The sequence below is a fragment of the Cytobacillus kochii genome, assembly GCF_020171845.1.
GTDB lineage: Bacteria > Bacillota > Bacilli > Bacillales > Cytobacillaceae > Cytobacillus > Cytobacillus kochii.
The window spans coordinates 504,277-518,363 of the sequence record NZ_JAIVAM010000003.1; the positions used below are offsets into that span (position 1 = coordinate 504,277).

15 protein-coding genes and 1 pseudogene are annotated in these 14,087 nt (G+C 34.2%); 12 read left to right on the top strand and 4 right to left on the bottom strand.

Annotated features, from left to right (window positions below):
• Positions 1 to 138: 138 nt before the first annotated feature.
• The 9 genes from LCM23_RS26045 (at position 139) to LCM23_RS06040 (ending at position 8,980) form a co-directional block, all read left to right on the top strand.
• A complete protein-coding gene (locus LCM23_RS26045) occupies positions 139 to 1,194 on the top strand; it encodes a helix-turn-helix domain-containing protein (RefSeq protein WP_224936090.1) in 1,056 nt (351 codons plus the stop codon).
• Positions 1,194 to 2,696 (top strand): RecQ family ATP-dependent DNA helicase, encoded by a 1,503-nt coding sequence (locus LCM23_RS06005; protein ID WP_224936091.1) that lies wholly within the window; start codon positions 1,194 to 1,196, stop codon positions 2,694 to 2,696. The genes LCM23_RS26045 and LCM23_RS06005 overlap by 1 nt, the downstream gene beginning before the upstream one ends.
• The gene (locus LCM23_RS06010) at positions 2,686 to 3,276 is read left to right on the top strand and encodes a CPBP family intramembrane glutamic endopeptidase (protein WP_224936092.1); all 591 of its coding nucleotides are present in this window, start codon (positions 2,686 to 2,688) and stop codon (positions 3,274 to 3,276) included. Before LCM23_RS06005 ends, LCM23_RS06010 begins: the two co-directional genes overlap by 11 nt.
• Complete coding sequence (locus tag LCM23_RS06015; protein ID WP_224936093.1) at positions 3,273 to 3,998, top strand: LysM peptidoglycan-binding domain-containing protein; 726 nt, start codon at positions 3,273 to 3,275, stop codon at positions 3,996 to 3,998. The genes LCM23_RS06010 and LCM23_RS06015 overlap by 4 nt, the downstream gene beginning before the upstream one ends.
• A gap of 62 nt (positions 3,999 to 4,060) precedes the next feature.
• Complete coding sequence (locus LCM23_RS06020) at positions 4,061 to 4,519, top strand: YpbF family protein (RefSeq protein ID WP_095372729.1); 459 nt, start codon at positions 4,061 to 4,063, stop codon at positions 4,517 to 4,519.
• Between the two features lie 292 nt (positions 4,520 to 4,811).
• Positions 4,812 to 5,633: a metallophosphoesterase gene (locus tag LCM23_RS06025; protein ID WP_224936094.1), complete on the top strand. Its 822-nt coding sequence runs from the start codon at positions 4,812 to 4,814 to the stop codon at positions 5,631 to 5,633.
• 35 nt (positions 5,634 to 5,668) lie between these two features.
• Complete coding sequence (locus tag LCM23_RS06030) at positions 5,669 to 6,247, top strand: adaptor protein MecA (protein WP_224936095.1); 579 nt, start codon at positions 5,669 to 5,671, stop codon at positions 6,245 to 6,247.
• Positions 6,248 to 6,613: 366 nt separating this feature from the next.
• Complete coding sequence (locus LCM23_RS06035) at positions 6,614 to 7,891, top strand: Glu/Leu/Phe/Val family dehydrogenase (protein ID WP_224936212.1); 1,278 nt, start codon at positions 6,614 to 6,616, stop codon at positions 7,889 to 7,891.
• A gap of 120 nt (positions 7,892 to 8,011) precedes the next feature.
• A complete protein-coding gene (locus tag LCM23_RS06040) occupies positions 8,012 to 8,980 on the top strand; it encodes a YpdA family putative bacillithiol disulfide reductase (RefSeq protein ID WP_224936096.1) in 969 nt (322 codons plus the stop codon).
• A gap of 270 nt (positions 8,981 to 9,250) precedes the next feature.
• Here the strand turns inward: LCM23_RS06040 and LCM23_RS06045 are convergent.
• A pseudogene (locus tag LCM23_RS06045) lies at positions 9,251 to 9,736 on the bottom strand (asparaginase); the annotation flags it as partial.
• A 160-nt stretch (positions 9,737 to 9,896) separates the two neighbouring features.
• Here LCM23_RS06045 and LCM23_RS06050 point away from each other — a divergent pair.
• Positions 9,897 to 10,862, top strand: coding sequence for an asparaginase (locus LCM23_RS06050; RefSeq protein WP_224936097.1), 966 nt, complete (start codon positions 9,897 to 9,899; stop codon positions 10,860 to 10,862).
• Between the two features lie 241 nt (positions 10,863 to 11,103).
• Here LCM23_RS06050 and LCM23_RS06055 read toward each other — a convergent pair whose 3' ends face one another.
• Positions 11,104 to 11,439 (bottom strand): phage holin, LLH family, encoded by a 336-nt coding sequence (locus LCM23_RS06055; protein ID WP_224936098.1) that lies wholly within the window; start codon positions 11,437 to 11,439, stop codon positions 11,104 to 11,106.
• Between the two features lie 92 nt (positions 11,440 to 11,531).
• Here LCM23_RS06055 and LCM23_RS06060 point away from each other — a divergent pair, with 92 nt between their 5' ends.
• Positions 11,532 to 11,636, top strand: coding sequence for an anti-repressor SinI family protein (locus tag LCM23_RS06060; protein ID WP_224936099.1), 105 nt, complete (start codon positions 11,532 to 11,534; stop codon positions 11,634 to 11,636).
• Positions 11,637 to 11,674: 38 nt separating this feature from the next.
• On the opposite strand, the gene LCM23_RS06065 is transcribed toward LCM23_RS06060, so the two are convergent.
• Positions 11,675 to 12,865, bottom strand: coding sequence for an N-acetylmuramoyl-L-alanine amidase (locus LCM23_RS06065; RefSeq protein WP_224936100.1), 1,191 nt, complete (start codon positions 12,863 to 12,865; stop codon positions 11,675 to 11,677).
• Between the two features lie 80 nt (positions 12,866 to 12,945).
• A complete protein-coding gene (locus LCM23_RS06070; RefSeq protein WP_224936101.1) occupies positions 12,946 to 13,296 on the bottom strand; it encodes a hypothetical protein in 351 nt (116 codons plus the stop codon).
• A 229-nt stretch (positions 13,297 to 13,525) separates the two neighbouring features.
• Here LCM23_RS06070 and LCM23_RS06075 point away from each other — a divergent pair, with 229 nt between their 5' ends.
• Entirely contained in the window at positions 13,526 to 14,086 is a 561-nt protein-coding gene (locus tag LCM23_RS06075) for an acyltransferase (protein WP_224936102.1), read from the top strand.
• Position 14,087 lies beyond the last annotated feature (1 nt).

Below are 14,087 nucleotides of genomic sequence, written 5' to 3' on the forward strand. Positions count from 1 at the left end.
ATTATCACGTATATAACGGTTTCATGATACAATAAAATTCAACAAAAAAAATTAAAATAATGTCGAAAAAGTCTGCAAATTCACCACGGAAATGCTATTCTAAAAACTAATTAGTCAATGAATAAAGGGGAGAGAAATGTGAGCGTTATTCAGAAATTGGTCTTATTTTGTCTAAAATCAATTGAGAATCAGAGAACTGCTTATGCCATTTTACATTTGCTTAATGGCAAAAAGTCTTCTCAAACAATACAAGATGCTCATTTATTTCACTTGAAGCGATACTTTCATGTGTTACCCCATTTGGCAAGAGAGGAATTTAATCAAATATTAGATGATCTTTTAGAGGAGAATTATGTCACTTGTCTTGGTGAGGGGTCTTATCGAATGACGGAAAAAGGGGATATGTATCTCCAAGAGTATGATGAACCAATCATACCTAGATATCTCAATGGCTGGTCATATAACCGGATGGACAAACTTTTTTGGGAGCGCCTTTCTCTTATGGTTCAAGTAATTTCTAACCTAGTCGCATATAACGGGAGGTATCTCCCTATTCAAAATAATAAACCTCATCTTGATTGGTTAAAAAACTTTATTCAAAGGAATAGAATCAATCGTCATGAGTTGGCAACACAACTGTTTAAGGAGTTACAACATATTTTAACGAATAAAAAAATTGACCCCCTTATTCTCATTCTAAGGTTAACAGGAAGTAATCGAATTGGCTTAACACAACAGCAGGCAGCCGAACAGTTGCAAATGTCAGTGTTAACCTATCAGTTACACTTTATAAATGTGATTCACATGATATTAACTGAAGTAAAAGAAAATAACACCTCTTATCCTTTACTCGAGCAAATATTAGAGACAGAAGAGAAAAATGAGTGGTTACAGCTAACACAATCAACAAGAAAAACAGCTATCTATTTAAATCAAGGATACGATATTGAGGATATTATTAAAATAAGAAAATTAAAACAAGGAACAATTGAAGATCATATTGTGGAATTGGCCATTGTTGATTCGTCATTTAATATAGATATATATGTTCCACCAGAAGTACAAAGAAACATTATAAAAACTTCAACGAACGGAATAAAGCAGTTAAAATATATCCGTCAATTAGTTCCCGAAGCAAGCTATTTTCAGATACGGCTTGTACTAGCTAAACAAAAAAGTGCGGTGAGCGTATAATGAAACAATTACTGAGAGAAAAATTTGGTTATACGTCTTTTAGAGATGGACAAGAAGAAACAATAAAAGCGGTAGTGGCCGGTAAGCATACGTTAGCCATGCTCCCTACTGGTTCTGGGAAGTCTTTATGTTATCAACTTCCAACATTTATGCTCCCAGGCACAACTTTAATTATTTCTCCACTTCTTTCCTTAATGCAGGATCAGGTAGACCAATTACTATTGATTGGGGAAAAACGAGCAATCGCATTTAATTCTTTTTTAAATTATCAAAAAAAAATGTATGCACTTAAAAACTTGCACCAGTATAAGTTTATTTTTACTTCACCTGAAATGCTGCAATCAAAATTGTTCATGGAGAAATTAAGTGAGCTTAATATTACATTACTTGTTGTCGATGAAGCGCATTGTATTTCTCAATGGGGACATGATTTCCGACCGGACTATTTAGCTATTGGCTCTGTAATGAAAGAGTTAGGGCATCCGCCTATATTGGCGTTAACGGCTACGGCAACTGATAAGGTGAAACAGGATATTAAAAAATCTTTAAACATGCAAAACAGTATGGATATTCTATATTCAGTTGACCGACCAAATATCTCATTACATGTTGAGAAAGTAGAAAGTTATCAAGAGAAAATAGATGTGTTAATTAAGAAGATAAGAGCCTTACACGGTCCAGGTATTATTTATTTTTCTAGTAAAAAAACGGCAGAAGTTTGCGCACAATCATTAAAAGAGAATGGCATAAAAAGAGTGAGCATCTATCATGGCGGATTGAATCATGAAGAAAGAATACTTATTCAGCAACAATACATTCATAACCAACTCGATGTGATATGTGCAACAAGTGCATTTGGCATGGGGATTAATAAAGAAAATATCCGTTATGTTATTCATTTTCATATGCCTATGAATATGGAATCTTATTTACAGGAAATTGGTAGAGCTGGGAGAGATGGCAAACCTAGTCTTGCTTTACTGTTATATGCACCTTTTGATGAACAGCTGCCGATGCAGTTGGTAGAATCAGAACTAATAAATGATAGTCAAATGGAAAATTTAAAACGTTTTTTTTTAACAGATTCCCTAAGGTGGTGGGAGTTAGAAAAATACGAAGAGGATATTACAGTAATTGCCAACCTTAGCGAAACATCTATGCGAATATTAAAGGATTTTCATCGTCATGCTATCCTTGATTATAAGGAGGCGACCTCCTTAGATGAACTAAAGGTGATTATGAACAAACAATTCCAGCTTAAATTAGAAGCCATTCAGACTGTTTATCAATATATTCATAGTTCCACATGTAGACGAGAAAAAATCTTACACTATTTTGGTGAACTGCCGACAATAAATATAGGAGACTGCTGCGATCATTGTAATGGTAGCAACTACCCTGATCTGCAAACTGAAGAGCTGGAGATAATACCCTTATATGAAAATTGGGAAGAGATTTTAAAAGACATTTTATTAAGTGAGACATCCAAAAATGAAGAGTAAATATGAAGAAACCATTCGTTTGTTATCTGATAAAGAATTAAGATTTCATTTATATTTAACACAATTGTTATTACTTTTCATTGCATTGGTTATTGGCCTATTTCTCTTTCATTCATGGGATTCTTTTTTTGCGCTATTCCAATGGGATGGACCATCTATTGCGATTGGTATAATATCAGGATTAGTCATTGTTATGCTTGATATAATAGGGATGCGGGTCCTACCTCCCTCCTATTATAATGATGGTGGGGTAAATATAAGGATATTCAGCTCACTATCACCGGCCCATATCGTAGTAATTACGTTAATTATTGCCTTTAGTGAGGAAGTGTTATTTAGAGGTGTGCTGCAAACTCATTTTGGGTTGATAGTGACTAGTTTAATCTTTGCTCTTGTCCATTATCGTTATTTATTTCAATGGTTTTTATTTATAAATGTCGTTTTATTAAGTTTCTTCATTGGTTGGATATATGATTTAACAGGTAATTTGTTAGCGACAATTATTATGCATTTTATTATTGATTGTTTATTGGGGTTATATATATATAAAAGTCAAAGAGCAGGAAGGGAAGATAGATGAATAGAGAGGCATCATATCGGGAGAAGGCAAAGAGAGATCGCCAAAGATTACAAAAAGTAAATGTAAGTGAAGAGTTGGCAATGGCGGAAATCAGCAGTACAAAAGAAAAACAAACATTGGATAAAAAGTTGGACTACCCACTCATTCGTTTACTTGCAGCATTTTTTATTATGGTACCAATAGTGGCTTTGTCTGTTTATTATCTTGTTCCTATGCTAGCTGATCAGTCTTCAACATCAGCAGAAAAAGAAGATTTTGAAACGGTTGGTATATCAAATAACAGTAATAATGGGTCATCACAAAATGTTGCAGCTGCCCCTGATGATAAGGAAGAAGAGAAGGAAGAACAAGAAAAGGAGAAAGCAGCTGAAGAGGCAAAATTAAAAGAACAAGAAGAAGCTGAACGAAAAAAACAAGAGGAAGAAGAGAAGATAGCAAAAGAAGAAGCAGCCAAAAAAGAAAAGGAAGAGGCTGAAAAGAAAGCACGGGAAGAAGCTGCACAAAAAGAGAAGGAATTAGCAGAACAAAAGGCGAAAGAAGAGGAAGCAAAAAAACAAGCAACAAAAGTTGTTCAGCATACGGTTCAATCACAAGAAACAATGTATAGAATTGCTATGAATTATTATAAGTCACCCGATGGGATTGCTAAAATTAAGGCTGCTAATAATTTGCCATCTGAGGAAATTTACGTTGGCCAAGTATTAAGGATTCCCCTCGACTAGTCATGAATCTACTCCACCAATCATATAATGTGGGCAAGCATAGCTATGATTGGGGGGAGTTTATGGAAACAGCAATTAATCAACTAGATGAAAGAACAGACCAAGCAACGAGACAAATGCTTCAAAAAGTAGTTGAAAGAAAAGCGAAATATGATCATTTGAAAGAGTGGCATTTGGTTATTATGTGGCTAGTTGTATTTCTATCATTTGCTTATGTTATTTTTGTGTATTATCAATTTTATTTACCTTATTCCTATTCATTTGCTTCTGTTTTTTCTGTTTATATTAATCACCCATTCAATTTATACAGTATGGTAACGTTAATTGGCTTTTATGGATATATGGTTCTGTTACAACAGAAGCGTGATAAAGCGGAAAAAGAATATCATGCACTTAGATGCGAGATTATCGATAAGAGTAAGGACTTGTGGAAAAAAGAGGATGAGTGGAAAAACAGACATCATGTCTTTAATATGATGAAGAAAAATTATGATATTAATCTGTTTCATGAGAACAAATAATCAAAGTTAGGGAATAAAGACATTTAAGTCTATTTCATACGAATGAAGAGAATGAGGAACTGCTCCTAAAACCTACCCCAGTTTGTGACTGTATGACATGAATCATGTGAAAATCTAAGAACTTCTTACAGAACACAAACGGTGATTCAAGGCATCAGTGACAATCGGGCAAGTTCACATGAAATATAAGAGTTGTAGAAACAAAATAAATGATATTTAGGTTGTTCGCTTATAGAGCATCCTTTTTTTATTGACTAACTTAAATTTTAGTACATATAGATGAGGTGGAGTCATGTATATTATTTTAGCAGGTGCATTACTGTTTATTATCGTTGGTGTCGTCGTTTATATGTATAAGGAAGCACATAAAGATACAATTGAAGTGAGAAAGGTTGCAATACAAGGTGTACCAGATAGTCTTGCAGGGTTGAACATTTTTTTCATTTCTGATATCCATCGTAGAGAGCTATCAGGAAAGTTGATTCAAGCTGTTAAAGATAGAAAGGTGGATATCGTATGTATTGGCGGAGATTTAACAGAAAAGGGAGTACCTTTGGCAAGGACGAAACGGAATATAGAAAACCTTGTTTCTATTGCTCCGACTTATTTTGTATGGGGGAATAATGATTATGAAGGGGATTTTCATGAGTTAGATGCATTGCTATTAGATCTCGGAGTGAAAATTCTTGATAATTCAGCAGTCAGTTTTGAAGGCTCAGATGGTAAACGTATCGTGTTGCTTGGAACAGATGATTTTAGTAGGGAAAGAGACCAGATTGATCTTGCAATTGAGGATGCTGGGAATGGCTGTCGTATTCTCATGAGCCATGATCCTGGTATTGTTGACTATTTATTACCAGAATATCAAATCTCGTTTATGATGTCAGGACATACCCATGGTGGGCAAATCCGTATCTTAAACTGGGGACCTTATGAAAAAGGTGGGATGAAACATAAGAACGGTATACCTTATTTTGTAAGTAATGGTTATGGGACAACAGCCTTGCCTTTAAGGCTAGGCGCACCTGCACAAACACATATCCTTTCTTTATATCCAAGTTTAGAAGGAAATGTTAAGGACGACTCACCAACTAAAGTATATACCATACACTAATCACAAGAGTCGGTTCTGGGCAGGGGGCAGGAGAAATGCAATTGGAGCGTTTGAATGATAATAAAATTAAAATTTTGCTTACTTTAGATGATTTGTTTGAGAGAGGCTTGTCAAAGGAAGATATTTGGAAGGACTCTTTAAAATGGCATCAGCTTTTTCAAGATATGCTTGAGGAAGCAAGTGAAGAATTTGACCTTGATATATATGGCACAATCAGTATCGAGATTTTTTCAATGCAAATACAAGGAATGGTTATGATTGTAACGATACAAGAAGAAGTAGAAGAAGAATGGCTTAAGGATGGAATCATTGATTTTCAAGTAGATGTAGACAAACAAGACTATATTTTATATGAATTTGATGATTTTGAGAATATTATTTCATTAAGTCACCGGAAAATATGGAAAGAAGAAGTGGTAAATTCTTTATATGTGTATAACGGACTTTATTATGTATTGATTGAATGCAATAGAAAACAAACGGAAGAAAAACTGATTTCAATTTTAGCTGAATATGGTACCGTTTCTTTTGTGAGTTTATATATTATTAAAGAATACGGAAAAGAATTAATTAGGGACCATGCATTAGAAAAGATCGAATATTATTTTAAATAATGATATTACATTCAAGCAAATAGGATTTAAGTGATCCTATTTGTTTGAATATTCAGGTGCCTTGATGTTTATCGTATTAGTTCTTTGGGAATAGGATGTAATATGGAGCCTATCGCTGAAATGAATTCAACCTAACTCGATAAATACACATGTGTATTTTATGAATGAAATCAGCTATTAAAGGCAAAATAAAATAGATGTAAATATTTTTGAAAATAAGGAAAATACGAAATATTATAGCTTTGGTAGCGTTTACATAAAAATAAGAAAAAATTGCTTTTTCTCCTTGCATAAATAGAGTAAAGGTGTATACTATGTCTTGAAAGCGGACAACTAAAGAATGTGAATTTTTCTAGGAGGTTTCAAATAGTGGCCGATAAAGGTACTGATCATACGAATCAAGAAGATAAAATGGATGTTTTGAAGTCAACTCAAATCGTAATCCACAAAGCGTTGGAGAAACTTGGATATCCAGAAGAGGTTTTTGAACTGTTGAAAGAGCCAATGCGTTTATTAACAGTGAAAATTCCTGTTAGGATGGATGATGGGACGGTGAAAATTTTTACTGGTTACCGTGCTCAGCATAATGATTCAGTCGGTCCTACAAAAGGGGGAATTCGTTTTCACCCTAATGTAACAGAAAAAGAAGTGAAGGCACTATCTATATGGATGAGCTTAAAATGCGGTATAGTCGATCTACCATATGGCGGAGGTAAAGGCGGTATTGTTTGTGATCCAAGGGATATGTCTTTCCGTGAGCTTGAGAGATTAAGTAGAGGGTATGTTAGAGCGATTAGCCAAATTGTTGGTCCTACAAAAGATATTCCAGCTCCAGATGTATTTACAAATTCACAAATTATGGCCTGGATGATGGATGAATATAGTAGAATGGATGAATTTAATTCCCCAGGATTTATTACTGGTAAACCACTTGTACTTGGTGGTTCTCATGGTAGGGAATCAGCAACAGCTAAAGGGGTAACGATCTGTATTCATGAAGCAGTCAAGAAAAAGGGTATTAATTTAAAAGGTGCTCGCGTGGTTGTACAAGGTTTTGGTAATGCAGGTAGCTTCTTAGCGAAGTTTATGCATGATGAAGGCGCAAAAGTCGTGGGTATTTCTGATGCATACGGTGCGCTTCATGACCCTAATGGTTTAGATATTGATTATTTACTTGATCGCCGTGATAGTTTTGGAACTGTAACAAAGTTATTTAATGAGACGATTTCAAATAAAGAGCTACTCGAGCTCGATTGTGACGTATTGGTTCCTGCAGCAATTGAAAATCAAATTACTGAGGAAAACGCACATAATATTAAAGCAAGTATTGTAGTAGAGGCAGCGAATGGCCCAACAACATTAGAAGCGACGCAAATATTAACAGAAAGAGATATTCTTCTTGTGCCTGATGTGCTTGCATCATCCGGTGGTGTAACAGTTTCTTATTTTGAATGGGTACAAAATAACCAAGGCTACTACTGGTCTGAAGAAGAAGTAGAAGAAAAATTAGAAAAAATTCTAGTGAAATCATTCAATAATATTTATGAAACCGCTCAAACACGTAGAGTAGATATGCGCTTAGCTGCGTATATGGTTGGTGTACGTAAAATGGCTGAAGCATCAAGATTTAGAGGTTGGATTTAATTTTCACAATTTCTTACATTTGAAAGAAGGTAAAAAATCTCCTATTATATACATTAGGAGATTTTTTTCAATTCTACATATATAAAATATCATACGGGTCAGTCCAAGAGGTGAATCATCATGAATAAAAAAGATGCGATTGTGGTTGGTGGTGGACCATGTGGATTAGCCGCAGCCATTTGTTTAAAAGAGTTAGGGAAAGATGTTTTAGTCATTGAGAAGGGCAACATTGTTAATGCCATTTATCGTTACCCGACTCATCAAACTTTCTTTAGTTCCAGTAAAAAATTAGAAATTGGTAATATACCGTTTGTAACGGTTGAACATAAACCCAATAGAAATCAAGCACTTACCTATTATAGAGAAGTGGTCAAACGAAAAGCAATCAATGTCAATGCATATGAAAAGGTTGAAAGCATCACAAGGAAAAAAGATAATGATTTCTCTGTGCAAACGGATAAAGCGGAGTACCAATCATCTTATGTTATTGTTGCAACTGGGTATTATGATCAACCAAACTATATGGGGATCCCTGGTGAAGATTTAGATAAAGTCTTTCATTACTTTAAAGAAGCCCATCCGTTTTTTAATAAAGATGTTGTTGTTATTGGTGGGAAAAACTCCAGTGTTGATGCGGCCATTGAATTAGAAAAGGCTGGGGCAAATGTGACGGTTCTCTATCGGGGCGAGGAATATTCAAAAAGCGTTAAGCCGTGGATTTTACCGCAGTTTGATTCACTTGTTCGTCATGAGAATATTCAAATGGAATTTAATGCAAATGTTCAGGAAATAAGAGAAACTTCTGTTGTCTATGAGAAAGAGGGGCAAATCAAGGAAATCGCGAATGATTTTGTCTTTGCCATGACTGGTTATCATCCAGATCATCCATTTTTACAATCAATAGGCATTAAAAAAGACGAAAAAACTGGAAAACCTGAGCATCATCCTGAAACAATGGAGACCAATGTAGAAGGTATATATATTGCTGGCGTGATTGCAGCGGGTAATAATGCCAATGAAATATTTATCGAGAATGGTAGGCATCATGGAGAAATCATTGCCAACGCGATAAAAGAGAAAGAACAATAAACAAACAAATTCAGACGAGAATATGAGCTTAAGTAAACCCGAACTTTATGCAAAACACTTTTCAATGGTGCTTTGCTTTGTTCGGGTTTTCAAATGATATGGCATCACTTGTCAATACCATTAGCCTTTTGTAAAGGCTGATTTCTCCATATGTTGAAATTTTGTCGCTTACTATCATTAAGATCTTCACAACTGCCAAAGGAGTTAGCAATCAACTCAGTACACTTTCCATCTAATAGATGCAATAAAGAAATTCAGTAAATCATACTTTTATTGTTGAAACATTTCTTCAAGTTTTTCCAAAGGCATCCTACTTTCCAAAGCGATTAATAGTTTAATACGAGCTTTTTGCCCATTTAATCCATTAGAAAAAATGAGGCCAAGCTCTTTTAATTCTTTGCCCCCTCCAGGATAACCATAAACATCTTGGGCAATGCCATTAAAGCATCTTGATACGATAATAATAGGAATCTTTCTAGCAAGTAAATCTTTTATACCAGGAAGCATGGCTGGAGGAAGGTTTCCTTGCCCAAGCGCTTCAATCACCAATCCATCGCATGTAGTTTGTGCAATGGCTCCTAATAGGGTAGAGTCCATGCCGGCATGAGCTTTAATGAGCATCACTTGTTTATCAGCTTGTTCGATTTCGAAATGTGCATGTTGAACAGGGAGGTGATGAAAAAGTACACCCCTTTTTGTGACTATACCTATGGGTCCATATTGAGGACTTTGAAAGGTCGAGACGTTGCTAGTATGCTATGTGTTAAATATACCGTTTAAAGGAAATTGATTAGTCTATCCCCAAAAATGCTGATATATCAAGGGTTTTAGCACACTATAATAGTGTGCTTTTCCTTTTTAAGTTATCCACAATAGAGTAAATAGTGTAAAATAGATGATGGAGGTGTCGGATTTTATGAAGAAAAAGGTTTCAATTATTACCACTGGAGGAACAATTGCAAGCAAAGAAAATGAAAAAGGACTACTAGAATCTGGAGTAATGACAGGTGAAGAGTTAGCAACTTTATGTAATTTACCTAATGACATAGAAATTAAAGTTGTAGATGTGATGCAGAAACCAAGTATGCATATAGATTTTAATGAAATGATGAAAGTTAGACAAGCAATAATAGAAGAATTGAAGAATGAAAAGGTGGATGGCATTGTAGTTACACATGGTACTGATTCATTAGAGGAAACAGCCTATTTTCTTGACTTAACAATCGATGATGACAGACCAATCGTTGTTACTGGCTCTCAGCGGTCACCACAAGACGTAGGAACAGATGTATTCTCTAATCTAAGGAATTCTGTTTATGTTGCTGTTAATGACGTTATACACGATGTAGGAGTGGTTGTAGTATTTAATGAAAGAATATACTCAGCTAAGTACGTGAAAAAAGTACACGCATCAAACTTACAAGGCTTCGAATCTTTTGGTTACGGTTATTTAGGTATTATAGATAATGATTTAGTGAGCGTTTATCAAAAACCAGTAAAGAAAGATACATATCAAATCAATAAGACGATACCAAGAGTAGATATCGTTAAATGTTACTCAGGTGCAGATGGAATAGCAATAGACGCTTATATTGAAAAGGGAGCTAAAGGAATTATTTTAGAAGGTGTGGGCAGAGGTCAAGTTTCTCCTTACATGGTAGAGTCCATAGAAAAAGGAATTGAGAAAGGAATAATTTTTGTTGTTACTACTAGTGCAGAAGAAGGGAAAGTATATCCTTCCTATTCATACTTAGGTAGCGCACATTATTTGATGGAGAAAAAGGTTCTTCTTGGAGAAGATTACGATAGTAAAAAGGCAAGAATTAAATTAGCAGTCTTACTTGCATCCATCGATAGAGTGGAACAAAGTAATTTTAAATGAATTACCAAAAATTGATTAAATAAAATACCGATTTTATTACATGGGAAATTCATTCAATTTTAGTTTAGGGTGGTCAAACAGGTGATCAAATTTTAATTTGGAGTAGGCAGGGGAGAGTTGAGAGAGGTAACTTTGAGTTTTTCTTGCATATAATTAAATACTCTAGGGCATATTATTGAATAGAACAAAACCTCCAAGATGGTCAACTTTATTAATAAGGAGAAGGGGATAACCCCACTCCTTATTTTGGTTGTTTAGCTTTAAGTTTATTTACACCTTGCTCAATCCCAGCGACAACTTCTTCCTTTGATACAACAATACCTTTATCATTTAAAATAGCAATAGCCTTATCAATTGCGAAGTCACGCTTAACAATACCATGTGAACCAGATAATTCAGCTTCAGCATATTCAACAACTGTATCAGTAATCATATCTACGATACCTGTTTCATCTTTTTTCTTTAAGGTATTTACGTAACTTTTGACTTTAGCTAATACTACTGATAACAATGAACCAACCATGATCACCATAATTTCAATTACATACTGCATTACTGATTGAAATAAAATATCCATTTATATTACCTCCATTTTTTTGAAATTTAAAAGGACTTTTTACCTATTTGTAGAATATGTTAATTCACTTAAAAGTTGGGGGTGGATTAACAATGCAACTTGATGATGAATGGATCTTTTTGATTTATGAAGCTAAAAAACTAGGGTTAACCAAGCAAGAAGTACTTGACTACCTTAATAGCAAAAAGTCTAAGTAGTTAAAAATAGCCCATCAAATTAATGGGCTATTCAAGATTTAAGCTAAATCGTTTTTCTTGACCCAAGAGTAGATCTCTTTAAGTAATACTCGATCGGATTTAACTTGTTGGATTGTGTATGTTTTACCTTTAACTGAAGAAGGTATATTTTGACCAGTAGCATATTTTTTAGCAGATGATTTAATCTTTACTTTAGCGTTTACTTTAAACACTGGTGTTTTGTTAGTTGCTGTTTTTGTGCTATTACCATTTCTTAATTTATTTAATAAAGTTAAATTTTGCTGTGGAGTACCAGAGTAGTTTTTAATTCCATTTTGCTGCGCTAATTTTTTACGGTTAGAGAAACTTGAATTAACCCCAATACTGTTTAGGTAATCTACAATACTAGTTGTTTTCATGTCGCCTTTTGAAGCAGCTGGTTTATTATTGTCATTTTGCAAAAATCCCAATAAAGCTGTGTTTTGATCAGCTTTACCTTGATAGTTTTTGATACCATACTTAGTTGCAAGTTTCGAGCGATTGTTGAAAGAGCTATCCATTCCCTTAGATTTCATCCAGTCAACTAAACCTAAGCTTCCAGTAGCCTGTGGAGCTTTATTTGAACTAGAAGATGAATTTGTTCCAGTATTAGTTTCAGGTTTAACACTAGGGGCAGGGGTTGGATTAGAAGGTGATTTACCAATATCATACTTACTATCCTTGACTAATCCCATAAACCAATTCTTATCAATTCCAGTACCTGGGCAAGTCTTTGGTTGTTTACCGTTGATAAGTAATTCACGATGAAATTTAACTGGCTTACCTTTTTTATGAAAATATCGAGAAATCTTAATCGCTGATTCCAGTTGCTTTCCTTCAAATGAGTCATTACCTTTATCGAAGTTACCGATCATTTCATAAGCAAAAGGGTGCCATGAAGTAGAACCGTTATATCCTTTGGCTGAGATAGGGATTATTCTAATATCTCTTCCTGTGACAATATCACCATCTTTTCCGATCGTAATATTCTGGGCAATATCATCCCATCCGTTCGTTCCAACATGGAAATTTCTCATGTTCTTATGTAATTGAAGTGTAGTGTATTTTGGATAGTTTGAATGATTTGGCTTCCATGTGTGATGCACATGATTTTCGCTAATATGCTTACCAATGTAGTCACCAAATTTACTGTCTAACCAATTTAAAAACTCATCTGCATTTGTAAATACTTTGTCTTTTACCCAACTCATTAAATCTCCTCCTAAATTTTATAAAAATAAAAAAGAGCCCAAAATGGACTCCTAATAAAAAACACATTTTATTTTGAATGTTACTTCTCAAACTTTTCAATTTGCTTCCAAACATTATCAAAGCCTTCATCCATTCTTTTTTCTAATGCATGTAGACTACCTTCAATTTTTTCTAATGTGTTAGAAGTTTTCTCTTGGGTGTCATTTGATTGTTTCAAGTGATCCATCAAGTTTTTTTCTCTCTCTTTTGATTCAATTCTGTGGTCTTCGTATAGTTTTTCAATTTTTTCTTCTCTTTCTCTGTTTTCCAATTTAATTTCTTCATTATGCTTATTAACCCACTTGTAAAAAAGAAAGCTCAGGATAATAAACAGTATCCCAAATACGTATGGGGAAGCTGCTATTTCTTGAGCTGTTTGAATTTCTGGCATATTGGTCTCACACCTTATATATATTTATAATTTAATTAATAAAATAAACTGACTAATTCATTAGAATTTTAACACTCTGACAGAACACATCAGCATCAATCATGCTATATTCTTACAATTTTTTAGCAATAAAATATGTTCTCCTATATATTCGATATTGAAATCAAATTCCAAAAGATATATCCTAAAATAAGATGTTCTTTTAAAAGAACGCTAAGGAGGAGAATCTATGTTAAAACGTTTTACCAACTTCGTCAGGTCTAGATTAAAAAAGTATATATTAGAGGAAATTTGGCTTGAAGACTATATAAAACTAGGTATGAAAGTTGGTAAAAATTGTTCAATCCAACCAGGTGTAACGTTTGATTATTCACATTGTTGGCTAATTAATATTGGTAATAATGTTACTATCGCTCCACAAGCGTATATTTTGGCACATGATGCAAGCACTAAACAAACTCACGGTTACACTAAAGTTGGCAATGTCACTATTGAAGATAATGTTTTTATTGGTGCAAGAGCAGTCATTATGCCAGGAGTGTTCATTGGAAAACACTCAGTAGTAGCATCTGGAAGTGTTGTAACAAAAGATGTTCCAGAAAATAGTATAGTTGCTGGTAATCCTGCTAAGGTAATTTCCTCTATTGACGCTTATCGTGAAAAGACCAGAGAATTAATTGATAATTCAAAGATTTATGATTTTACCTATACAATAAAGGGTAAAGTGACAGCATCTAAAAAAGAGAAGATGTACTCAGAGTTAAAATCAGGAATAGGTTTTGTAGATTAAA

Bases quoted from the DNA above. Each gene is read 5' to 3' on its own strand.
- LCM23_RS06015 (WP_224936093.1), top strand. From the start codon at position 3,273: ATGAATAGAGAGGCATCATATCGGGAGAAGGCAAAGAGAGATCGCCAA.
- LCM23_RS06025 (WP_224936094.1), top strand. From the start codon at position 4,812: ATGTATATTATTTTAGCAGGTGCATTACTGTTTATTATCGTTGGTGTC.
- LCM23_RS06030 (WP_224936095.1), top strand. From the start codon at position 5,669: ATGCAATTGGAGCGTTTGAATGATAATAAAATTAAAATTTTGCTTACT.
- LCM23_RS06055 (WP_224936098.1), bottom strand. From the start codon at position 11,439: ATGGATATTTTATTTCAATCAGTAATGCAGTATGTAATTGAAATTATG.
- LCM23_RS06060 (WP_224936099.1), top strand. From the start codon at position 11,532: ATGCAACTTGATGATGAATGGATCTTTTTGATTTATGAAGCTAAAAAA.
- LCM23_RS06020 (WP_095372729.1), top strand. From the start codon at position 4,061: ATGGAAACAGCAATTAATCAACTAGATGAAAGAACAGACCAAGCAACG.
- LCM23_RS06065 (WP_224936100.1), bottom strand. From the start codon at position 12,865: ATGAGTTGGGTAAAAGACAAAGTATTTACAAATGCAGATGAGTTTTTA.
- LCM23_RS06040 (WP_224936096.1), top strand. From the start codon at position 8,012: ATGAATAAAAAAGATGCGATTGTGGTTGGTGGTGGACCATGTGGATTA.
- LCM23_RS06070 (WP_224936101.1), bottom strand. From the start codon at position 13,296: ATGCCAGAAATTCAAACAGCTCAAGAAATAGCAGCTTCCCCATACGTA.
- LCM23_RS06010 (WP_224936092.1), top strand. From the start codon at position 2,686: ATGAAGAGTAAATATGAAGAAACCATTCGTTTGTTATCTGATAAAGAA.
- LCM23_RS06075 (WP_224936102.1), top strand. From the start codon at position 13,526: ATGTTAAAACGTTTTACCAACTTCGTCAGGTCTAGATTAAAAAAGTAT.
- LCM23_RS06005 (WP_224936091.1), top strand. From the start codon at position 1,194: ATGAAACAATTACTGAGAGAAAAATTTGGTTATACGTCTTTTAGAGAT.
- LCM23_RS06050 (WP_224936097.1), top strand. From the start codon at position 9,897: ATGAAGAAAAAGGTTTCAATTATTACCACTGGAGGAACAATTGCAAGC.